Genomic DNA, 22395 nt, shown 5'->3' on the forward strand with positions numbered 1-22395 from the left:
CTGTATCAACCGTTTTATATCTAGGGCAATGCGTGATGCTACAGATCAAAGAAGGGAGTCGCATCGACTTCTAAATTATGCGGCGCAATCGCACGTTCAATTTTAATCGGTGCATGCTTCAGATCGATGTAAGCCACATCAACATAGCGCTTATACTTGCGTGAATAGAAACATTTTACTTCGGGTTTTAACGGTTCATCTGAGTTTGAGCTCCATACAATCCCAACACGACCGTCACTCAACTCAACAATTGACCCCACCGGATAAACACCGATACAGTTGATAAACTTATACACCAATTCTTTATCAAGATGATGGGGCGTTAAACTCAGCAAAATTTTAAATGCTTCAGCCGAACTCATGCCCTTTTTATAACAACGATCTGATGTGAGTGCATCGTATATATCGACAATACAACTCATACGACCATGTATTGGAATTTGCTCACCAGCAAGACCTGAAGGATAACCTTTACCATCTAACTTTTCATGGTGCATCAAACAAACATCGCGAGAAATATCACTCAGTCCTTTAACGTTAGTAATAATTTGCTTAGCGTAAACCTGATGTAATTTCATGTGCTCAAACTCTTCAGGCGTCAAGCGAGCTGGTTTATGCAGCACTTCATCGTCTACTTTTATTTTACCAACATCATGGATAATACCGCCGATCGCCATGTGCTTTAGCGTCTCTTTGGGCAGCTTCAAATGCTGACCGAAACTGACTAATAAGCAGGCTACATTAACCGAGTGCTCAAGCAGATATTTGTCTTTGTTACGTAAGGCAGAAACACACTGCAAGGCATCCGAATCGGTTAGCACCGATTCAATCAGGTCATCTGCCCAGTTATCGATGTCAGCAACATCAATCACTTTACCTTCAAAAGTTTGATTAATCAGCTTATGGGCAAGCCCTTTCGCTTCACGAATAATTTTTGAGGCGCGCTGCTGCTGAGAAAATCGACTACTTCTTTTTGGTGCCGTTGATACAGGAGAGACGGTTTGATTTGGGATTGGATTGGAGGCTGAAACGTCTACTGGCTTGAACTCGCACCCATCAGCGGATAACTCGCGGTCAACCCAAGCAAACTTCACGTTACTCTGTCTTAATTGATCGATCGCCTTATCGCTTGCGACACGTCCAGCATTGGCTAAATTAACGCGCTTACTGTGCTCTATTGCTGTTACAAACATGCCAATAGATAAGGTGTCTATTGAAATTTTAATTGATTTATTAGGATCGTATTTCATTAAGACAATATTCTTCAAATCATTATTATAAGTCGGCGAGAATTATATTACGCTCGCGCAGACATTGCCTTAATTTATTGTCCGTTTGGTTCTTTTCTGTGCAAATATCGCAAAAACAACAGAATGTGTTGCGCAGATTATTGAAAGTGCATCGCAAATTATTCTAATTCCCGCAATAAAACCAAGGACTTACTTCAGCCCTTGGTTTCTACTCTCGTCTAAAAACGCATAATTTATATTTCAAAGTTAAAATATTTAACGATATCACATTATTATCTTAATCGTTCCAACACCACTTGCTGATCAAGATGACTATGCAATTCGGTATAATCTAGACCAACGTCGAAAATATACTCAGTTACCAAACGTTTAATCGCATCAACCAATACATTTGCTTGCCATGGCTTTTCAAAATACTGGTTGATACCCGCCGCATTAATGGCATTGATAGTATCGGTATGCGTCGCTTGCCCGGTCAGCAATATCTTTTTAGTATGAGCAAAACGACGGTCCCGCTGCACTTCGGAAAGTAGTTCAACCCCGGTTTTTCCCGGCATGACATGATCAGAGACAATCAGCGCAATGTACTCACCTTCAGCGTCGAGATCATCCATAAGCTGCAACACTTCGTCAGCAGATTCACAATCTTCGATATTTAACCAAGCAGTTAATGGCTCAAGATCTTGCAATACGGCACTAAGAACCTCACGTTGGTCATCAACACAAATCACATTAAGCTTGTCCATATTAATCCTCAATCGGTAATTTAATTCTGAATATCGTTAGGTCTGCATCACTCTTGACCGCAATGCTTCCGCCGTAGCCTGAAATAATTCTTCTCACAATGGATAACCCTAACCCTAAACCAAACGATAAACCGCCCTTCTTGGTGGTAAAGTTTGGGTCAAATATTTTGCGTCTTGTTGATGAATCTATTTCAGGGCCATTATTGGCAATGGTGATTAAGATTCGATTTTTACTGTGTCTTGTTTGGATCTCTATTTCCGGTTCATCAACATCAAGCATTGCATCACAGGCATTTTTAATAATGTTTACCCACACTTGAACCAACTCCGTTTGCGAACCAACAAATAGTGGCAATGTGGCTGGCCGAATACGTACAGCGACACGACGAAGATCACTTTGCAATAATGAAACTGCGCGGTTAATGCTTTCGTTTATATCGATCTCTTCAACGGTTTCAACATCGGCTCTACCTAACTGCTTCACCGACTTTACAATGCCAACCGTATGCTTCGAAGCAATGCGTAAATCATGCAGATCACGCCCCATTTGCCAGTATTTTATCGCTTCATGAGGGTTCTTTAACCAATGCGATGAAATCGACTCATTCGGCAGCGCACGCGCTAGTTCTTTCGCTATAGGCTTGTCCAAGCCATAGCGTTGTTCAAGCTGCTTGCCGCGACTGCGCGCTTCACTTGACGAGACTTTTTGCCCGTGCATTAAGCCGTAATCAAAGAACTGACTTGCTTCGGGGTGAACCTCTTCTAATAGCGACATGATGACACTTTCTAGCCGCTCTGATTTGCTGCTCACCACACCAATTGCATTATTTAGCTCATGAGCAATTCCTGCGGCTAATTGACCTAGAGTGGTCATCTGCTCAGCCAAATTGAGCTTTTGCAAAGCCTTCTCTTTCGCCAATGCTTCTTGTGTCACTCTTCGCTGCCTTCTCGATAACTCATTGACAATCACTGGCGTGAATTGAGCAGTCAAAGGTCCATAGTTCTCCTCTTCTACCGCTTGGGTATTTCGATCAATCCATGCCAGTTCAACATCACTTTTCGCGATTACCGTTGAAGAGGCCGTCCACGTACCAGAGAAAAAACTGTGCACACCAATAAAAGCGCCCTGTCCGGCAGAAAACACTTGAGTGAGATCTTCACCATTTTCGCTAAAGTAGCCGCCTAACTCACCATTTAACACATAGAAAAGACGTTCATTGGTTCCGTCTTGCTCAATCAGGGTGCACCCAGCTTCCACCAACACGATACGCTCTGGCTGGCTAAAATAGCGTTCAATGAGAGTCTTTAAATCTGCTTGATACATCACTTAGCCAATATGACCGACAAAGTGAAGCACCCAAACCAACACAAAACTCAATGCGACGCCAACGACGCCCAATACGACGCCAACACGTGCCATTTGATTACTTTGTACATTACCTGTGGCATGAGCCAAAGCATTTGGTGGTGTACTGATTGGCAACGACATCCCTAATGATGCGGCGAAAGTCACCACAAGAATGAGAGTCACTTCGCCACCAAGTGGCGCCAAAGAGGTCATTGAAGCACCAAGTGCTGCCATGATCGGCATCAGCAAGTTGGCTGTTGCAGTGTGGGACATAAAGTTTGCCATCAACAAACACAAGAAGGCTGCACCAAATAGCACGACATATGGCGAGTATTCATCGAATGGGATGCTATGCACCACTTCATGGGCAAGACCGGTTTTATCAAGCGCAAGGCCCAAAGCGATACCGCCTGAAACAAGCCACAACACATCCCACGATATTTTTTTCAAATCTTCTTTATTAATAATGCCCGTCAATGAGAACACCGCGACTGGAATTAGCGCCACTGTATAAGAGTTCATGCCATGACTTGAACCCATCAGCCACAACAAAATCGTTAGGCCGAAGGTTATGTAAACCACGATTGCTTTCGGCGTTTTTAGGAATTTACCTTTAATATCAAGATCAATCGTCTTTTGTTCCGCACTGTAAAGATGATTAATCAGGAACCAAGCCAGCGCCATCATCACGATGACAAATGGCACACCAAAGGCCATCCATTCACCGAACGAAATGTAGTTCTCTCCGACCAAGTATTTTAACGCAATCGCATTGGGTGGCGTGCCGATTGGCGTACCGATACCACCAATGTTTGCAGCAACTGGAATACATAATGCAAATGCGACTCTTCCTGGATCTTTAGGACCGAAAACCGCAATCACCGGCGTTAAGATAGAGAGCATCATTGCCGTCGTTGCCGTGTTAGACATAAACATCGAGAAAATGGCGGTGATGAGCATCAAACCCAGCATGACGTATTTTGGGTCACGCCCAAATGGTTTGAGAAGAACACGTGCTAAGTTGACATCTAGACGATATTTGGTCGCGGCCATTGCAAGGAAAAAACCACCCAAAAATAGCATGATAATTGGGCTGGCAAAGGTGGCCATTATTTCATTGTATTTAAGCAGCTCACCAAACTGGGGTTCGTCTTGAGCAAGACGGAAAAAGATCAAACCTTTATCCGATAGCATCAATAACTCAAGCACAATAATCAGCACTGACGTGGCATAGATTGGAATGGGTTCCAGTACCCAACACAAAGCAGCGAGTAAGAAAATGGCAATCACGCGCTGCTGGAGAATAGTAATCCCTTCAAACGGGAACGCACTTAACGGCATTAAAAGAATCAGCAGTGGGATCACCACTGGGATTATATATTTAAAATAAGAACGCATAACGTCACAACTCTTCCTGAGATTTTAATAGTGAACCCGTATCATCCGCTTGTTTTTGCAGCGAAACGTAGCTTTAGATCAATGAATATTCATTCAAAAATACCCTACTCATAAAACTGTGCTTCATGTCTTGTTTTACAAGTAATTAGCCGTGCAACCAACAAAAAGCAAACGTTGCTTTTTGTGTTTAATCCAGTATGATTCGTGCCAGTTCTCGATATCTTTAGATGAAAGGTTATGTATGTTTGGCACCGCTACTTGTGAAAACTCTACCCGTGTTCTTCTGCTTGGTTCTGGTGAACTAGGTAAAGAAGTCGCTATCGAATGTCACCGTTTAGGATTAGAAGTGATCGCCTGTGATCGCTACCCTAATGCCCCTGCGATGCAGGTAGCTCATCGTAGTTATGTGCTGGATATGCTGGATGGAGACGCGCTGGCTGAGATTATTGCCAAAGAACAACCTGCTTATGTCGTTCCAGAAATTGAAGCTATTGCGACTGACAAGCTGGTTGAACTGGAAGCGCAAGGTCTTAACGTGGTACCGACGGCGAAGGCAACCAAGCTGACCATGAACCGCGAAGGCATTCGTCGTCTTGCCGCTGAAGAGCTACAACTGACCACATCTCCTTATCGTTTTGCTGATAACTATGATGATTTCGTGGCGGCAATTGAAGCAGTTGGGATTCCATGTGTCTGCAAACCCGTAATGAGTTCATCTGGCAAAGGCCAGAGTGTCATAAAAACGGTCGCAGATGTTGAAACCGCTTGGCATTACGCCCAAGAAGGTGGCCGCACTGGTGCTGGCCGTGTCATCGTGGAAGGCTTTATCGACTTTGACTATGAAATCACCCTTTTAACGGTTCGCGCTGTTGATGGCATTCATTTTTGTGCACCGATAGGTCATCGCCAAGAAGATGGCGATTACCGTGAATCCTGGCAACCACAATTGATGTCGATTGCGGCATTAAAAGCAGCGCAGCATGCAGCAGGTAAAGTCGTCGATGCTTTAGGCGGATACGGTATTTTTGGTGTTGAGCTGTTTATCAAAGGCGATACGGTGATCTTTAATGAAGTCTCCCCTCGCCCGCACGATACAGGCTTAGTCACATTGATGTCGCAAGAAATGTCTGAATTTGCCCTACATGTACGCGCCTTTACAGGTATGCCGATTTCAACCATCGCTCAATTAGGCCCAGCGGCTTCTGCGGTTATCCTTGGTCAAGGTACCTCAAACAACCTTCGTTTTGAAGGCATGGCTGATGCACTTTCTGCCCCACAAACGCAACTGCGCCTGTTTGGTAAGCCTGATATCGATGGCCGCCGCCGTTTAGGTGTTACGATTACGCGTCGTGATAGTATCGAGCAAGCGATCGAAGATGCGGTTGAGGCAGCCAGTAAAGTTAAGGTGATCTACTAATTCATCACCCACCCACGGTCTAAACAAAAAAACGCTTGCCGAGTGGCAAGCGTTATTCATTTTAATCCAACCCGAAATCAACTCTCGATTAAATAAACTTCCTCAGCAAAACGAGACAAGCCTTTTTGAGCTCTTTTAGGGTGATTCTCATCGGCTTCATCGCGATACAGCTTAGTGACTTTAAATTCACTAAAATGACGCAGCACTTCTTGCTCCGGTACTGAGAACGGAGGACCCGCCATTTCTTCTTGCGGGTAATCAAGGCTCACCAACAAAATACGGCCACCTGACTTCAAACGTGTTTTCAAACAAGCGACGTATTCATCTCTCATCGTTTCAGGCAATGCAATTAATGCCGCACGATCATAAATGATATCAACCGGTTTGATTGGCGCCGTAAAGTAATCACCGATATAAATGGACAGCTCATCAAACTGAAACAGTTCATGTTGCCCTCCAACAGGCATTACCATCGGTGTATAAAAATGCTCGGCGAAAAAAGCTCTAACGGCAATATTGCTAAGCTCTACCCCCTGTACATCCTGATGCTTTGTCGCAAGCCAAACCAAATCTTCAGACTTACCACACAAAGGAACAAAGACACTATCGCTTGAGCTTGGATTGGTCATTGGCCAGTATTGGATAAGCAGCGGGTTAACATCATCAAGGTGAAAACCAATTTGATTAGAGGCCCATTTATTGTGCCAAAATTCATTGTAAGACATAAATTTATCCATTTCAAAATATTATCCTAACATTATGCACGTGCCACAAATAAAGGATAGGCATTCACCATCTATTGCCAGTCAACTAGAGTCCAACCGGTGCGCTTTGTTGAAAATACATACAAATATCTTTCAAAAAATTCGTGATGACCGTCACGTCAACATATTTATTTAACCAACCATCAAATTAAGTGGTGGTAATGCAAACATAGTTAGCATACAGTTATATTAACGCATACAAGCGTGGTAAACCTCTTATCCGCTACCAAACGATAAAAGAGGTTTACTGTACGTATTACTTTGCTCTCCATACTTTTATAAATTGGCAAAGATGTGGAATTGCTTTAACAGCGAAGAATGTTAAAGCGATTACTAAGAACACTAAAGCAACAGTGAACCATGTTGCCGATTCTATAACGGTGTTGTCGATAGATACGTTTATAAAATACCTCCTTGGTATTTGTTGGCTTTGTTAGGTAAATGACTTTGCGTTATGTAGTCGATAGCTCTCCCCTTTAATCACCTATTTGCGTTCAAGTCCTTATTATACCAGTAACCTTTCAAGTCAATCTATCTACCCTCTTAGTCGCTAATCTATACAATAACGCTTAACCGTTATTTCTATAGCTTAAAATGTATCTAAACCTTAAACGGGTAATCCATAACCTATTGATTAAATGAACCTAATTAAAACAATAGTGATATGCGTCGAACAATTGATACAAAGGGTTATAACTAGCTGTTGGATAGTCAATAGCGCAATAAAATCACGAATTTATTTGTACTCTCCATCACAACCATAATCTTACTTTACAGTCTTCTCTTGCTTGACGAAATGGTCACATGCACCTTTTGACAACAAATTTCTCCGTTGGTAGTTCCTTAATGTTATGCTGTTGCACAACCACAACATATAGGACTATACCCAACACAAACAACACCACATGTTGTGCTTCCGCTTTTATTTCATCCGTATTAAACTCAAACATCAACCAGCACGTCTTGATCTAGATCAAATAACATAAGCTAGCGAGTAAGAACAAATCGATCTTGTTAGCATAGATCTCAGATGCAAAGTAAACGGTGAAAACATCAAATAATCAGTACATTATGTTTGCTTTCTTGCAAAGCCTTATCTTACCTGCGCTTACTGTTAGGTCTTTCACGTTCAACCTTGCGTACTGCCGCCGTGACAACATTTCTCATTTGTATAAGTTTGTTTGAAAACTCTTGATCATCAATTAACGCCTTACCCATATTCAAAGGCATGTTGATAGTGTATTGCGTTGGTTGTCCCTTTCCGCTTTCGTAGTCATTCAGGAAGTCTTTCAACTGCGCGTTTTGTGGTGGTTGCACAACACGTTCACCCGCTGATAATAAGTAACTGCCCGTATCAGGTACGTTTTCCATCCCTGAGTGAAACTGACCAGCAATATTGTTAGCAACGATTAAACCCGCACGAACGTTAGATAATGCCGTTGCTTTTGCTGTAAGTGCAGCCGCTGCCGCACCTTTCGCCGCAACTGTTGGAATCGTTGGATCTGCATATACCGCCGCGTTAATACCTGATAGCTCTCGTTGTAGGTTAAGTGCGTTTTCAGATAGTGCCGCGTATACTTGGATACCTGCTACTGCTCCCGCCGCTAGTGCTGATTCATCACTGAAATTAGATAACAGTTGTGACACTTGCCCCAGTATTGCTTGTTGATTCGACACGAATTGATTTTCAATATCAGTGTAAGCCTGTACTGACTTTTCAAACGCTTCCTGAGCTGATTCAGCAATTTCATTATCAATTTCTCGTTGCTTATTGATTCGTTCCTGTAAGTGTCTATCTTGAACGTTAGTGATCAATTGTTGGTAAGCGTCCTCCGCTTTTAGCTTGTCGCTGTATTGCGTTTCTATTCGTGATAGCTCTTGCGCTTGCTTATACTCCAACTGATCTAATTCATCCGTAGTTTGAACACCTGCAAGCCTTAAACCCTCTTGCATTGCCCTAGCTTGTAATGCTTCAACCTGATCTTGATAAACCTGTTGCGTGTTTAACTTGTCATTAAAGTTCTTCTTGTTCTGTTCCGCCTCTTCGCGTAACTGTTTGATATAAGCGGGTGAACCAATGATAGAAACTTCATAGCGTTCAGTTTCTAAACGAGTTAGATCAGATTGTGCAGCCGCTAATAGTTCAGTGTCTCTTATTAGTTGCTCTTGTATCGCCGCTCGTTCGTTCAAACCTGTTCCACGCAAACCACCTCTTTCAAATAGTTCAGTTTGCTTCTGTGCTTTAGCAACACTTTCCGTTAGTTCATCAACAACGGTCTGTTGCTTGCTTATCTCACCTGCATATAGTGATAGAGCCGCCGCACGTTGAACGGCTGTAAACTCGATCGTTTGTTCCTTTAATCGTCTTAGTTGTTCTTCCGCCTGACTAGCCGCACTAGATGGATCAGTACTGAATGCTGACAATAACAAACCACTAAACGCGGCAACCGCACCAAATGCAGCACCCTGAGCGCCGAAACCTTGAAATAGTTGCGGTGCTTGTTGGCTGAATATAGTTAGTGCGTTTGTACCAGCTTGCGCCTGTACTGCAATATCCTGTAACTGATATGAAATGTTAGTGCTGTTCTTCCGGAAGTTCTTTGTGAATCTGGCGTATGCATCATTAGCCGCCTTGAACTGTTTGACGAAACTTGCACTGTTAGCGGTTAGATCAACGTTAATACTACTTAATTGTTCTGCCATTTATCTGCGTCCTCTTCGTTGACCGCGCAATGCTTGCGGTAATGTCTTGTATTCGTTCTGTACAGCTAGTGATACGTTACGTTGTAGTGAACCCGTGAAGATATTCACCACTTTCTTAGCGTTTCGTCCTAGTGCTTTAGCTTGGAATGCTATCGGCTTGCGTGGGGCTTTCCTGTTTACTTGTACAGGCTTACCGTTCCTATGTTGGGTGTATGTCTGAGGTGGTACACCAACCTCTAACGCGAACGGGTAACGGTACGCGCTCTTTCTGTTTGGTGATTTGTATGCTCTTGTGCCGAATGCGCTATTAAGCGTTGTGTAGATCCTGTATTCCCTTTGAAACTTGCGTGAATTGCTTTTCAATGGCTGGTATCTGCTTCTAGTTGTTAGGCTTTGACTTGTTAGACCTGTATTGCCTCTTGGTGCTAGTCGTCTTGCGTCATTTAATACTGGTCGCATTGCCTTACGTCCGGCTAGTTGAAATGCTTGCTTTCTCCACTTAGTGCCGCGTTCGTCCGTTAGGTTATCAAGGGCTTTGTTTAAGTGTTCAAGCCCTTGCACGTCCGTTTTAATTGTCTCGAATGGCATAATATTTCCTTATAAAAAAAAGCAGCCCGTTAGGACTGCTTTGGGCTTGTTAAACACCTTTAGTCATTGCAACTAGACCTTGTGTATCCTTAGCAACAAATGCGTACTTGTTGGTTGTTGTAACCTGCAATAGATCAGGGATTGTTACACCGTCAACCGTTTGATTACCTGACATACTTACAATGTCCATACTCGCAAGCATATTGCCGAAGTACATTGTATCGTCTGGTAATTGGTCACAAATGACGATTTCATAACGACCTAATAACAAGCCATTTTGAATCATCCACACTTGATCACTGCCTTGCGCGGTGTCTTGCGTTAGTGATGCAAAATCAATAAAGTTATTCTTGTTTAGGAACAACTTAGATCCTGTGTCGTACACGTCCGGTACGTACTTGACCGCACCCGCTATAAACTCATAGATCGCCGTTGAATCAGCACCCCACTCATTCATAACACCTGATTTCAATTCTCGAACCTGTTCCAAAGTTGTTGGCGTTGGTACTAATCGACCTGTAATGTCAGTAATTGCCAGTTCAGCAATTTTATTAGCCAGTACCGCACCCGATAACATGCTGGTGTTGCCTTGAATATCAAACTTGGGTTGATCTAGCACTTCACTAGTAAATTGAATCTTCTGTGATACCTTACTGAATGAACTTGCGGTTGTTGAATACGTCTGTACTGTTGAAGGTGGGATCACTCCGTCTTCTGTTGCGTCTTCAATACTTGGGTGTGTTACGTACGCATTTCGGTACGTTGGGTTGTCTGTTTGGACTCTGCCGAACTCAGTTAGAAACGCACTAGTGTTAAATGCTGCTTCCGTGATTTGCTCGCTTAGTTGGTCTTGAGACAATAGAGAGTCATATACGAAACTCTTCTTAACTAGATCTTGAAACTTCATACGCGCCCCTATGCTTTACACACAAGAACGGCGATAGCCTCGTGATCCACTACTGTTGAACCAAATAACGCATCCATGTAGAAACCTACCGTGTCAGGGATTGTATACGGATCAACAATCATGTGTTCCGCTCCACCCTGTGGACGTAGAATCTCGTATCCTGCCACGTAGTCACCAAATATGATTGGTGCGTTACCTGCTCCGATCTCGTCAACGGTTTCATTAAGAATGATGTTTGCGCCATACAGTGAAATGCGGCGTGTCCACACGTCATTTTCACGCACTAGATCCATGTTGATTAGTGATCGACCCTCAGTGTCCTTTAACGTCTGCATTAAGAAACCAAGCGTGTTTGGGTGCATGATGAACTGTGATGTTGCTTGCGAACGTTCGGGAACAGTCAACATCAATTTATATAGGTTTGCTTCCACTGCATCACTAGTTGATCCGATACCGTCAGCTACACCACTTGCAACCGCCGCAAATGTTTCACGGTTTCGTGTTGCCGCTGGTTTAAGTGCTTCCACGTATGCGTTAGAACGGTCAATTGCCGCGTTAGTAATACCACGTAACTGGTTAGGTGATGCTTTAGTTCCTGAGCCTGAACCGTCACCGTGTAACACTTGCGCTTGCATTGTTAGTGCGAACTCTTCACCTAGTAGGCGTAGTACGTCACTCTGTACTGATACGTCAGATTGTTCTAGCGCTTCATTGGTTAGGCGTGGGAATGCGTACATCTTCGTGAATCGACCCGCGATTGTCGCGTAGTCTTGCGCTGTTGTTTCGTCAACTGGTACAAATGTTGTGTTCTCAGCCGTCAATAGTGCTTCCGGTCGAACCGTCAGAACTGGGCGACGATAATCAAGGTTCTGTGTTGCTCGGTTGCCTAACGCGTTTAGTACTGCGTTGTTAGCGATTGCCTGTTCAATAACAACCGTGTTTAGTTCCGCTTCCGCTAGTGCTGGGTTGTTCTCGAAACTTAAACCTTTAGTGTAAATTGCGTAATCACGCTCGCCTGATTCAGCCCATTGTTTGATCTTGAAGTCTTTTGTTTTTTCGTTCGTCAGGTCTTGTTCTGCCTGTAGAAACTTTTGTTTATTTGAAACTGCCGTGTTATCTAGGCGGTTTTCTAATTCGTCGATTCGGCTATCCATAGCCAAAAGTAAATCTTTACTTTCCATTTGTTTATATTCCTTAGTTAGTTAGGTTTGTTGCTATTCCATGCGTCCACATGAACTAACTAGGACTTTTATTAGTCATACATCCATATGACCTTTTATTAATTCCGTACTTGTATTTATTTGTATTTCAGAACGCAAAAACCCGAAATAGTGGATGCTATTTCGGGTTATATAGTTATTGCTAATTAGCAATAGGAATGTACTATCTTTGCTTATTGAGTACCTACTATTTCTAGTAGTCCGTATGTATTCAATAAATGACGCTTTACTTTTGGACAAGTACAAGATTAATAGTGTCTAATGAGAGTAAGACATTTGTAATACATGAGCGTCTATTTCAGTATTACAAAGGTTTTTATAGTTGAATGTATTCATAATACTTCCTCTATAAAGATGTGTGAAAAAGGTCACACCCTGAACGACTACAAAAAATAGTCTCGGACATCTAACAGATAACTAAACCTATTAGATGAATGTATCAATACCTATAAACTTATATGCTATTACTAGACGCGCAATTAAGAACCTTAGTATTGTTAATGAGAAACCGAAATAACTGTATAGTTAACCAATTCTATGTACTTTGTATTTATCTAACAGAAATGCGTGGTTTACTGGTATGTTAGCAACCGTAATACCACTACCTACTGCTGCTGACTCTCTGTTCTCGTATAATGAACTTACTAGCATTAGTATTGCGTGTTTAATGGCTTGCGGTACTTCTTCTGAACTCCATCCGGTTGTGAATTCCAATCTATACCTGAAAGGTGATTCAGTACTTAAAAAATCCTTACCGTCTTTAGTTACGTTTACACTTCCCGTTATTTCATTGAAGTTCCAATACGTAGGATCTAATACATATCGCGTACCGTCATCAATAATGCTTTTTTCATAGCTAAATTCATTAACACCCGTTGCTAGTCCACGTGGTAATTTCATTAATGGTCGGTCTGTTTCTATTTGTACGGTGCTTGTTAGAATATTACGGTTTAGGTATTTTTCCGTTACTTCCGTTGCAGCTTCAATAAGTGATTCGAGATATAAAAGATCGTAATCATCATATACTCTGCATTGGTTCTTTGCTTCTTCAACTGTTACGATCTTATCAGTTAGTGTTTCAATTGTTTTGTAATCAAACATTATTATTTTTTCCTGTGCTTTTCATTGTTAATATCCGAACAGTTTATACATGCGTTGTTATTTGCGTAGAATTTATTAGTACCGCACTTCCTACAAGCCTGTAGGCGTTCGTATATTACTTGTTTTCTCTGTTGGGCTACTATTCTGTAAATGCGGTCTAGTTTTCTGCGTGTTAGCATATATCTTCCCTGTATCTCCGTGTATATCGGCAATATTCGCATGTTTAAGCAGTTTATCGCATAAGATACCCCTATATTTAAAAATCCATATTTCGTGTACGTCATTAAACGTGCGTTCTCGTAGGTGTTGAGATACGCGGCTTTAGTCCCCTCCCTGAATCATAACTTGTTGATTTAATTGATTATGTATTGCAAATATAAACACTATGCCTAGCTGTGTCATGCTTGCACATCAGTATGTATCAATGAATAGATAATGAATAAGCCATACATATCTATTCACATCAGTGCGTGATAATGTATATATGATAGAGCTGTTACTAATAGGGTCTGTACTATGGCTATATGGTAGAGCGTGTATGTGGGGCTACCGTTGAATTGATAGCATGTTACCAACTTCCGTTAGCAATGTTACTCTGTCGCTCTGCCTTGGCTGATTCTCCAATGCTTCATCAATAGCTAATAATGTATTAGTGTATTTGATGGTGTATTTCATATCATCATATAGTGCTCTTATATGCTCCATATGTGACTCATGCCAAGGCATTAACAGTATATTACCCTGTACTGATAGGCCGTACTTATTAAGGTCAGCTTCTATATCACGCATTGGTCGTACGTTCTTCTTCATAATAGCAGCCCTGCGTGTTAGTTTATCAATGTTCATCCTATGTATCCCTATCAATTCCTAGTTCCTTGTTGTAGTCCTCAAAGTCCCGTAATACTTCCAATCCGTCAGCAACTTTATTAGCTTGTGTTGATGAACCCTTAAAATTACGCAATTCGGTGATTGCCCTATTAAGTATTAATTGCTTCGCTTGTCGCTCTGTTAAGTAATCAATCTCAGTTCCGTTTATTTGCATTTGTTCTTCCTTTCGGCGTAGGTGGTAATATAGTCTTGCTTGTTGTCTCATCTATTTACTTCTGTTTTGTTACTTGGTTTTCATGTAATGCGCCAGTTGTTCCGCGTGAGTTGGAAAGCGATTGTTATTCCAATAGAAATCTAGTTGTTCTTTGATGCTCATGTGTGCTCCTAGTTATTTTATATATTTAGCCGGATCGGGGATCGGGGATTATTGTATCGGGTACGCATAGGAACGAGCTAGAACAGGGGGTAACGGGGAGTAACGAGGAGTAACGAGTGAGGCGGATTTATGGGTTTTTAGGTCGGGGAATTTCTCCCCTCCATCTTAATATATATTAAGGACGAGGGGAGTTTTTCCCCTCGATTTGGCTATATCTGATATGAGTAATATTTGACTTTCTTTATAATTACTTCTTTCATTCCTAAGTATATACATCTATCAATAACCGCTTTGACTAGTCCCTCTTTTCTAATTCGGTTATCAGTCGCTCCCTGTTCCAATAGATGCGCCTTGGCTAGTTCACGAATTACAGTCCCTTTCTGATTCAAACCAATACCCGCGCTCATTACGTCAGTAATCACAGCAAGCGCCGAACGACTTACAATCATATCATTGCCGTTGTACAACTCGCCGCACAGGTCTTTAAGAAACCCGTCCGGTAATGCGTCCACCTGCTCGCGTCTTGTGCAGATATGTACTTCCCCGACCGTATCAAGTTCAATAAGTCCTTTGTCGTACATATCCCTATTCAATACTAAAACGTGCTTACCGCCCTTGCTTCGATAGCCCGTATTGCGTCCTATGGCTTGGTTTGCCGCGTCACTTGAGTACATGCGCAACGCGTCGTCTTGACCAATATCCAACGCTGTCATGTAGGGCGCGAATGCTGTAGGGTGCGGGTGTCTTAGAATCGTTACTAGGTCAACCTGCATTAGCTCGTTGCTACCTTTCGCCGCTTCAAAACTATAATCTCTCGATTCGATACCATCAGCAATCACCTGATAACCTAACTGCTTACTAGTCTTCGCTATCTTCTCGCTGAAATCCTCGCTTGTGTCTTTCAATACTAAAACATGCAAGTTAGGATCTTTTATCAGTACTGGTTCGCCAACGTCCACACTATCAACAACTGGCATGTTCTTACTGATAAAAGCCTCCTTGAGCGACTTCTCCGCGCTGAATAGAATCACGTTAGTATATGGATCGTTCTTGGTCATATCATTTACGTTATTGATAAAACGCTCTATATGTTCATCAACTTCAACGTTAGTAACGCAATTACTGTAGGTTTCAACCTTTCCCGCTACTGATAAAACCGTATTGATTGTTGATTCATCAATCATTATGTATCGACCTGAATAACGCTTGATAATGTCGCCAACACGTAGCTTTGCGGAAGTCATGCAAACATAAGGCTCCTCTATCTTCTTGTTGTTCACATGCGATGCGTCGTTTATTTTGGTCATTTCGGTGAATGTAATATAACCAATATCCATCAAATGCTTTAGGATCTCTTTGCGCTTTGGCATTCCGTACTGTTCCGGCTTGCTCTCGTGCAGCGCCAGCCGTGCTTTGTACTCTTCGTTGTACGCCTGTTCGATGGCCTTACTGGTACATTCTCCAATAACTTCCGCAGCACCTTTCACCACGACAAACATTGGGTTATTCTTCGCGAACTCATCCCGATTGTGACGGGTATTAGTGCAGAATACGCAACGCTTATTACTTTGCATGATTTGCAGTTTGTTAACCTCGTTCGGTATCTCTCCCGCAACTCTCGATTTACCATCGCCAGCGTTAGCCACGTATAGCACCGCCTGATTAGTTTTGCACTGCTTGATTATCTCCTCAGCCTTGCGCGTGTATACCGTGTCGTGTCGTGTTATGTCGCGTTGCTCAATCTCGTTTATGTGCTTCGCCTTGATCTTGTCCCAACTGTTCATATTAGCTCCTTTTTTATGGTTAAGTATTTATATTGGGAGGGGAAAACTTCTCCCTTTATTTTAACATTTTGGCTTTCTCAATAACTAAAATAGGGCTGAGATCTGGACTTTCTAGGGAAAATCAAAAATGAGCAGTAACCTACTAATTTCATTGAAGAAATTTGAAGCCACCTAAAATCACTGATACTTAGTCACGAAATATAGAAATGCCACGAAAGGTTCATTGAACCAACAGAAGAAACACGGAAGAAACAACAGGAAAACAACAGGAAGAGCGGCAATTTTTAGGAAGTAAGAAAACTCACCTTCAATTGATGTGTTCTACTCGAAAATATCAAACTTACTTTTTAAGAAAAATCAATATAATTAATTTTCAGGTGGTTAAGAACAAAACGTTATTAAAATACTTGTTTCTGATTCTCATCTATTCTTCCTTGTTGCAAGGATAGTAGTCACTTACGAATAAATGTAGCCTCAATAGTTATCCACAGCTTATCCAAAATCTTCAACTTGAAAACAGTCTATTAAGTCGCTAATCTATTGACACACAAAGGGAGTGGTTAATAATTAACCATTAATGTAGTTATCCACACTGGCTTTTTTGTGTGCAATAACGGTTGGCTTATCAAAAAGCCACGCCCACTTGGATCTGTGTCTGGGCTATTCCTAATGAATGGTGTTAATATTGATTTATTCGCTGGCTGCGGTGGTTTTTTAGTCACTCTATAGCGTTCACTTACAACTTTTTGGGTTAAGTGAGTTAACCATATGAAACACACATTACAACAGTTGCAAGCTGAGCAAAATCGCATATCATGGATTACATATTAAAAATACACACTATATGTAGTGTTTAGTTAATATAGTAAAGAGAAGGAAAATGTATGAATACATAAAAGAAAACCCCAATCACTACCTGTTAGTAATGATTAGGGTCGTGATAACAAACGCTAGGGTTATATCCTTGCATTAGTATCGGTTGGCACTGTTACTGTAGCAAAGATCATAACCATAGTATAAGCATTTTTTACTAATCCTTGAGTCATCAAGGTAAGGTTATATTATGGGTAATCGCAAGTTTCCCGTAGGTAGAGAAGTTTTTCGCATTATTTGCAACTTCATCCTACATCTAGTGTTCTGTGACTAATAGAACACGTTCAGGGGATTCATTTCCCCTGAACATCATTAAAATGGTAAATTTAATAATGTACCTAATTTACCAATCTACTTATTCAACCAGTAGACCTCTATTACTTGCTACGTAATCAGAACACAAACCAACTTGACGAATCTCTCCACTGTTGAAGTGGATCAACACATGCGCCTGTTTCGCACCATGCTTACGCATCAATTTGAACTTATCAGGTAATGTGTCGGCTAGTTCGTTAGGTAACACACCAACGCTATAAACCTGTATTCGCTCAATCAATAGCTTTAGAGCCTGTTGCGCTCTAACTCGTGTTTGTTCATCCCCGTTGATTATTCTTTCGTGGTCGAACTCAGTATCGACTGAAACACTAGCTCTATCTAACTGCGATTGAATCGCTTCGATACGTATCTCCACATCATCCAATCTATCTAACTTTGCTGAACTGGAACGCTTCTTGATCGATTCATTAAGTATCTTTCGTTCGTGCTGTAGTTCTAATAGTTCAGCGTTTAGCTCCGTGTTGTCGTCCTTATCCATAAATGACCAATCAAGATCACCTAAGTACTTCAATACGAACACATCCAATACTGATTCACTAACTTGCTTGCTTGCGGCGCACTGTTGCGAGTTACTACATTTATAGGAGTAATAGGTTTTATCTGTTTTAACAACCGACCTACGTGAATAAACAGCACCGCAATACGGGCAATCTAACAAGCCTTGAAATATGCTTATTTTGTGTTTGCTCAGCTTGCGTGGATTCTTACGTGCTAGTGATTGAACCTTATGAAAATCATTGCGGGATATAACTTGCGGGAATACATCTTTGAATGTTTGATCGTGCTTTGGGGAATGCCAGTCCCCCATAACTGATACACTACGTAGAATATTAGATACTTTGTTACTGTCCCATTCGTTCTTTCGTTTACTGTCGTGCTTCCATCCGATAGGCTTGATCCCTTGTTCGTTCAGTTGCTTAGCAATGTTGATGCGTCCATTGCCTTGCAATGACAGTTCAAAGATAGTTTTAACTAGTGCGCCTTGCTCGTTCAGTACGTATTCGTCCTTAACAAGATCAATCCAGAACGGTCTACGTATTTTGGGTGCTTCCCCATTTTGAAGCATTGCGCGTTTGTTTGCGTGACTGGCTAAACCGCGTTCTTTCTTCTTAGCACTTTCGATATATGCGGTTTCTTGCTTAACCAGCGCAAGCATTAGGGTAAATGTTGCCGTTTGGGTGTACTTCTGCAAACCATCTAGAAATGTCCAGACCTCGATCCCTTTGTTGATAAGGTTCGTTGTCAGTTCCCCCATTGCAATAGAGGCGATTTGACGTGATAGGCGATCTAGATCTTCCGTGATTAGTATCGTACCGCTATGGATCACACCGCTTTCAATGTCATCATACAGTTGTCGTAACTGTCCACCCTTTGCGGTATGTTCGCCCTTACTAGCTGATTTGCCTTTATCCGTATAGATTTGTTGAATGGATAAATCTTGCTCATTAGCTAAGAGTTCAGCCAGTTCTAGCTGTCGATCCAGTCCGTAGCCTTTCGTTTGCTCGTCACTTGATACGCGTCGATAGATTACGCATTTCATAATTTATGCCTTACTGTGATTTACACTGCCAAAACTCTGGATCGTTCATTATAATTTTTCTCAGCTGACTTTTAAGCGCTAAGCCTAACCAAAAGCTGACCAAATTTAAACATTCCCTTCAGATTCTGTTCATCTAGAGTCGATATACTTAGTTACATTCTTTGGCTGAACTAACTAAGGTTAAGCGACTCAAATTACACAGAAATGAGAGCAAGTTAAAACTTTTGAACGACAACAATCTGTTAAGATTGAGTTCCAAACACTTGCCCCCATAAAGGGTATATACCAAGTTGATGAACTTGGATATACAGACTGTTTTACTTAGTAGCTATGCCTTTAGTTGCCCTTTTTTCTAAGTAACGACAATTCTGAGGAGAGTGAATGAGCTTATTCCTGCGCACGACGGCACTGATGCTATTGATGCTAAGCCGCGCCCCAGCTTTTGCCGCGATTCCAGTGGCGGCGCCAAGTAATGACGGCAGTCGCAGCGCGAATCAAAATCAAGTCTGTTCGAAAGCCTTCAAGCACAATTTAAGTGGCTTGTACGGCATCAAATCGACTAACCAAACTCCAACTCAACCCTACAGTGACTTTGATGTGCTCTATAGCAAAGCACATCAGGCACAATTCGAACTTGAAACCATCTGTAAAAGTACTGCCCTATTAACCAACACCGAAGCCTATTTTGCTGGTGTTAAATCATCTCAACGAGCAAAAGAAAAAGTCGCTTTAGAGTTAGATGGCCAAGTAAACCGTATTACCGATTTAGCCCGCGCAACCATCGTTGCTGATGATGTGGCTAGCCTAATGGAAGTCTTTGAAGTTCTGGATCGTGAAACAACGATTGTACGTGTGAAAAACCGCTTTAAACAACCAGCAGCATCAGGCTACCGCGATCTGAATGTATTAGTTCAGTTGCCAAAAACCAACTTAGTTGCTGAAGTTCAGCTCCACCTCAAAGCCATCGCCGATGTGAAATCAGGTCCTGAACATAAACTGTATGAACAAATCCAACGTATTGAGCGAAATGCTGACAATCAACAGCGTGCACTTAGCCAATTTGAAACTGCACAAATTGACAATATGCGTCGCCAATCTCGCCAGCTCTATCAAGATGCTTGGCAACCCTATATAACCACACGCTTAAGCGCTGCTTAATCAGCCATTAAGTATTCTCTTCCTTCTAAACAGGCTGTCTTAACAGCCTGTTTTTATTTCTATCGATTTCACTGCATACACATTCTTAAACTATAGTTTTATCAAGAACAATAAGAATAAGTGTGAGGTTGGAGTGAAATCGATTTACTTCATCGTGTTAGCGATTGGACCGGCATGCAGCCATGCTCAACAAGATATTGATGTTGATTACGGCCCATTGCAGACGTATGCACAATCCCCGTTGATCACCAATGGATTAGCGCCGCAATTACGCTCTGGCTTTTCGCTGCCTCAGCAAGAGGTCGAACTTCATGGCTCATTCGCCCTCGCTAGCATTTGGGCAAATAATGACAAATACCAACTCGACTACTACCAAAACCAGCTCCAGCTTGGAGGGAAATGGCAGCTTTCACCGCTATGGCAAGCAGAGTTAGGTTATCGCTGGAATTACGCGGCCAATAATCATTTAGACTCTTTTATCATGGATTTTCATGATTGGTTTTCGATTGATCAAAACGGTCGGGATGAGGTTGCTAAACATCGCTTCGTAATCGATATGCCTGAGTATCAAATTGAACAACGAGACTTTCGTGGCGAAGTGCTCAGCCAAGGCCTATTCGGTTATTTACAATATCAACTTTATCAAAGCCAACATCACGGAGTTTCTCTCGGAGCAAGTCTCTATTACAGCGATATCGGGCAGGCGATCTTTGCCCATAGTGATTGGGAGCAAGCCATTCAAGTTAACTATGGTTATCGCCGTGGCAAACATGGTTTTGACACCACGTTGAGTCAAACTTTTCGTGATGCGCCAACCAACTTTACCCATATGCCCTATCGCTCTAACAATTGGAGCATGGGCATGAGTTACCGTTATCAATGGTTCGATCATCATTTTCTGGTCGCGCAAGTTTCGGTGTACGAGGGCATCGCAGATGACGATGGCAGCTTTGCCGACATCGCGACGGAATTTACCCTCGGCTATCGTTACCAAATGCGCAACTCAGCAATCGAATTTTCGGTTATTGAGAATGGTATTAATGCGGACAACAGTACCGACGTCGCCTTTACGCTCGCTTATCGGTACCGTTTTAACACGCATCATTGAACGTTGTTTGCTAGATCGCGAGAACACGCGCCACTGCGGATCTCACCTCATCATCTGATGCCGTTTTTGCCAAGCTAAATGAAAGATATTGATCACCACGCATGCCAAGTGAACGATCCACTTCTGCTAAACAATGCACGCAACTTCCTTCCAAGATAAACGACAACTCGATCTCTTTTTTATTGATAAAGGCGTTGTTGCTAAATTCAATTTCTTGATAACAACCTGATTTAGAACTGAAGTTTTGTCCACGCAAAAAGCCTTTTTCAACATCCGCTTTAACCATTGAAAATCCGCCTTGCTCGATAGCCGCAATCACTTTTGAGACCACAGCCAGCGGTCTTACTTCGACAAAGTCACGATCTTTAGGGTCAATTGCGAAATCGATATCCAACGTTGTTTCAAGCCATACATGACACTGATTCTTACGTGCATTCAAAGCGGTGATTGGCGTTTCGTCATCCAGTTTCAATTCAAAAGGCACTTGCTTATGTTGGTTCGCACCGATAACGAAAGGCTGCACTGCTTGCAACTGGCCCAACAAAAACGCCTGATAACTAACTCCGTCGTCGGATTCCACTTTAACTTCTGTGCATAATTTTAGGCTGATGGCATCAATGTGCTGATCAACCTCACCGCCTTGAATATGTACCGTCCCCTTTAGCAGGTCACCCTGATAGACAAACGTACTGTCTAAAACAGTATCGACTTTGGCGGCACCAATGCCTAAAGAGGCTTTTAACTTTCCAAACATGGACTTTCCTTTACTAAACTTTGCTTTAATAAACTTTGCTTTGAGACTTTATTGATTGTTTTTATCACGACTGTTTTTCATTAATGGGTATCTCATATCCAGTTGGAGCCAAGCAAGTGCTTTACCATTAGATTGAGCCTTGTCTCATTCGTTTGGCTAATTTCCAGCCAACACTTGCATTTGTCTAGTTGCGAGC

General features: G+C 42.1%; 17 protein-coding genes. 3 read left to right on the top strand and 14 right to left on the bottom strand.

Going from position 1 to position 22395, the window contains the following annotated elements; translation table 11 throughout:
- Positions 1-38 precede the first annotated feature (38 nt).
- The 4 genes from RH86_RS16185 to RH86_RS16200 form a co-directional block, all read right to left on the bottom strand.
- Positions 39-1250 (bottom strand): HD-GYP domain-containing protein, encoded by a 1212-nt coding sequence (locus RH86_RS16185; RefSeq protein ID WP_009387306.1) that lies wholly within the window; start codon positions 1248-1250, stop codon positions 39-41.
- Positions 1251-1522: 272 nt separating this feature from the next.
- Positions 1523-1996: a response regulator gene (locus RH86_RS16190; protein ID WP_009387307.1), complete on the bottom strand. Its 474-nt coding sequence runs from the start codon at positions 1994-1996 to the stop codon at positions 1523-1525.
- A 1-nt stretch (position 1997) separates the two neighbouring features.
- Positions 1998-3320 (bottom strand): ATP-binding protein, encoded by a 1323-nt coding sequence (locus tag RH86_RS16195; RefSeq protein ID WP_009387308.1) that lies wholly within the window; start codon positions 3318-3320, stop codon positions 1998-2000.
- Between the two features lie 3 nt (positions 3321-3323).
- Entirely contained in the window at positions 3324-4742 is a 1419-nt protein-coding gene (locus RH86_RS16200; RefSeq protein WP_009387309.1) for an SLC13 family permease, read from the bottom strand.
- A 241-nt stretch (positions 4743-4983) separates the two neighbouring features.
- On the opposite strand from RH86_RS16200, the gene purT reads away from it, so the two are divergent.
- Positions 4984-6159: a formate-dependent phosphoribosylglycinamide formyltransferase gene (purT, locus tag RH86_RS16205; RefSeq protein WP_009387310.1), complete on the top strand. Its 1176-nt coding sequence runs from the start codon at positions 4984-4986 to the stop codon at positions 6157-6159.
- 77 nt (positions 6160-6236) lie between these two features.
- Here purT and RH86_RS16210 read toward each other — a convergent pair whose 3' ends face one another.
- The 9 genes from RH86_RS16210 to RH86_RS16255 form a co-directional block, all read right to left on the bottom strand.
- On the bottom strand, positions 6237-6884 hold the full coding sequence (locus tag RH86_RS16210; protein ID WP_009387311.1) for a thiopurine S-methyltransferase: 648 nt from the start codon (positions 6882-6884) through the stop codon (positions 6237-6239).
- Between the two features lie 1137 nt (positions 6885-8021).
- Positions 8022-9626 (bottom strand): phage tail length tape measure family protein, encoded by a 1605-nt coding sequence (locus RH86_RS16215; protein ID WP_009387313.1) that lies wholly within the window; start codon positions 9624-9626, stop codon positions 8022-8024.
- A gap of 637 nt (positions 9627-10263) precedes the next feature.
- Positions 10264-11121 carry a phage major capsid protein gene (locus RH86_RS16225; RefSeq protein ID WP_009387315.1) on the bottom strand — a complete coding sequence of 286 codons (858 nt, stop codon included), beginning with the start codon at positions 11119-11121 and terminating at the stop codon, positions 10264-10266.
- Positions 11122-11129: 8 nt separating this feature from the next.
- Positions 11130-12302: a phage major capsid protein gene (locus tag RH86_RS16230; RefSeq protein ID WP_009387316.1), complete on the bottom strand. Its 1173-nt coding sequence runs from the start codon at positions 12300-12302 to the stop codon at positions 11130-11132.
- 564 nt (positions 12303-12866) lie between these two features.
- Complete coding sequence (locus tag RH86_RS16235; RefSeq protein WP_009387317.1) at positions 12867-13442, bottom strand: head-tail connector protein; 576 nt, start codon at positions 13440-13442, stop codon at positions 12867-12869.
- Between the two features lie 546 nt (positions 13443-13988).
- A complete protein-coding gene (locus tag RH86_RS16240) occupies positions 13989-14288 on the bottom strand; it encodes a hypothetical protein (RefSeq protein ID WP_009387318.1) in 300 nt (99 codons plus the stop codon).
- Between the two features lies 1 nt (position 14289).
- On the bottom strand, positions 14290-14484 hold the full coding sequence (locus RH86_RS16245) for a hypothetical protein (protein WP_009387319.1): 195 nt from the start codon (positions 14482-14484) through the stop codon (positions 14290-14292).
- 371 nt (positions 14485-14855) lie between these two features.
- Positions 14856-16430 (bottom strand): hypothetical protein, encoded by a 1575-nt coding sequence (locus tag RH86_RS16250; protein ID WP_009387321.1) that lies wholly within the window; start codon positions 16428-16430, stop codon positions 14856-14858.
- 1228 nt (positions 16431-17658) lie between these two features.
- A complete protein-coding gene (locus RH86_RS16255; RefSeq protein ID WP_009387322.1) occupies positions 17659-19179 on the bottom strand; it encodes a recombinase family protein in 1521 nt (506 codons plus the stop codon).
- A 381-nt stretch (positions 19180-19560) separates the two neighbouring features.
- Here RH86_RS16255 and RH86_RS16260 point away from each other — a divergent pair, with 381 nt between their 5' ends.
- Positions 19561-20337 carry a RelA/SpoT domain-containing protein gene (locus RH86_RS16260; RefSeq protein ID WP_009387323.1) on the top strand — a complete coding sequence of 259 codons (777 nt, stop codon included), beginning with the start codon at positions 19561-19563 and terminating at the stop codon, positions 20335-20337.
- 133 nt (positions 20338-20470) lie between these two features.
- Positions 20471-21445: a DUF3187 family protein gene (locus tag RH86_RS16265; protein WP_009387324.1), complete on the top strand. Its 975-nt coding sequence runs from the start codon at positions 20471-20473 to the stop codon at positions 21443-21445.
- A gap of 10 nt (positions 21446-21455) precedes the next feature.
- On the opposite strand, the gene RH86_RS16270 is transcribed toward RH86_RS16265, so the two are convergent.
- Positions 21456-22199 carry a sporulation protein gene (locus RH86_RS16270; protein WP_009387325.1) on the bottom strand — a complete coding sequence of 248 codons (744 nt, stop codon included), beginning with the start codon at positions 22197-22199 and terminating at the stop codon, positions 21456-21458.
- Positions 22200-22395: the final 196 nt, after the last annotated feature.

This window comes from Vibrio sp. N418, from assembly GCF_000222565.1.
Lineage (GTDB): Bacteria > Pseudomonadota > Gammaproteobacteria > Enterobacterales > Vibrionaceae > Vibrio > Vibrio scophthalmi.

What these genes read in the sequence shown, in the direction of transcription:
- RH86_RS16185 (WP_009387306.1), bottom strand. Translation starts at nt 1,250, where the DNA reads ATGAAATACGATCCTAATAAATCAATTAAAATTTCAATAGACACCTTA.
- RH86_RS16190 (WP_009387307.1), bottom strand. Translation starts at nt 1,996, where the DNA reads ATGGACAAGCTTAATGTGATTTGTGTTGATGACCAACGTGAGGTTCTT.
- RH86_RS16195 (WP_009387308.1), bottom strand. Translation starts at nt 3,320, where the DNA reads ATGTATCAAGCAGATTTAAAGACTCTCATTGAACGCTATTTTAGCCAG.
- RH86_RS16200 (WP_009387309.1), bottom strand. Translation starts at nt 4,742, where the DNA reads ATGCGTTCTTATTTTAAATATATAATCCCAGTGGTGATCCCACTGCTG.
- purT (WP_009387310.1), top strand. Translation starts at nt 4,984, where the DNA reads ATGTTTGGCACCGCTACTTGTGAAAACTCTACCCGTGTTCTTCTGCTT.
- RH86_RS16210 (WP_009387311.1), bottom strand. Translation starts at nt 6,884, where the DNA reads ATGTCTTACAATGAATTTTGGCACAATAAATGGGCCTCTAATCAAATT.
- RH86_RS16215 (WP_009387313.1), bottom strand. Translation starts at nt 9,626, where the DNA reads ATGGCAGAACAATTAAGTAGTATTAACGTTGATCTAACCGCTAACAGT.
- RH86_RS16225 (WP_009387315.1), bottom strand. Translation starts at nt 11,121, where the DNA reads ATGAAGTTTCAAGATCTAGTTAAGAAGAGTTTCGTATATGACTCTCTA.
- RH86_RS16230 (WP_009387316.1), bottom strand. Translation starts at nt 12,302, where the DNA reads ATGGAAAGTAAAGATTTACTTTTGGCTATGGATAGCCGAATCGACGAA.
- RH86_RS16235 (WP_009387317.1), bottom strand. Translation starts at nt 13,442, where the DNA reads ATGTTTGATTACAAAACAATTGAAACACTAACTGATAAGATCGTAACA.
- RH86_RS16240 (WP_009387318.1), bottom strand. Translation starts at nt 14,288, where the DNA reads ATGAACATTGATAAACTAACACGCAGGGCTGCTATTATGAAGAAGAAC.
- RH86_RS16245 (WP_009387319.1), bottom strand. Translation starts at nt 14,484, where the DNA reads ATGCAAATAAACGGAACTGAGATTGATTACTTAACAGAGCGACAAGCG.
- RH86_RS16250 (WP_009387321.1), bottom strand. Translation starts at nt 16,430, where the DNA reads ATGAACAGTTGGGACAAGATCAAGGCGAAGCACATAAACGAGATTGAG.
- RH86_RS16255 (WP_009387322.1), bottom strand. Translation starts at nt 19,179, where the DNA reads ATGAAATGCGTAATCTATCGACGCGTATCAAGTGACGAGCAAACGAAA.
- RH86_RS16260 (WP_009387323.1), top strand. Translation starts at nt 19,561, where the DNA reads ATGAGCTTATTCCTGCGCACGACGGCACTGATGCTATTGATGCTAAGC.
- RH86_RS16270 (WP_009387325.1), bottom strand. Translation starts at nt 22,199, where the DNA reads ATGTTTGGAAAGTTAAAAGCCTCTTTAGGCATTGGTGCCGCCAAAGTC.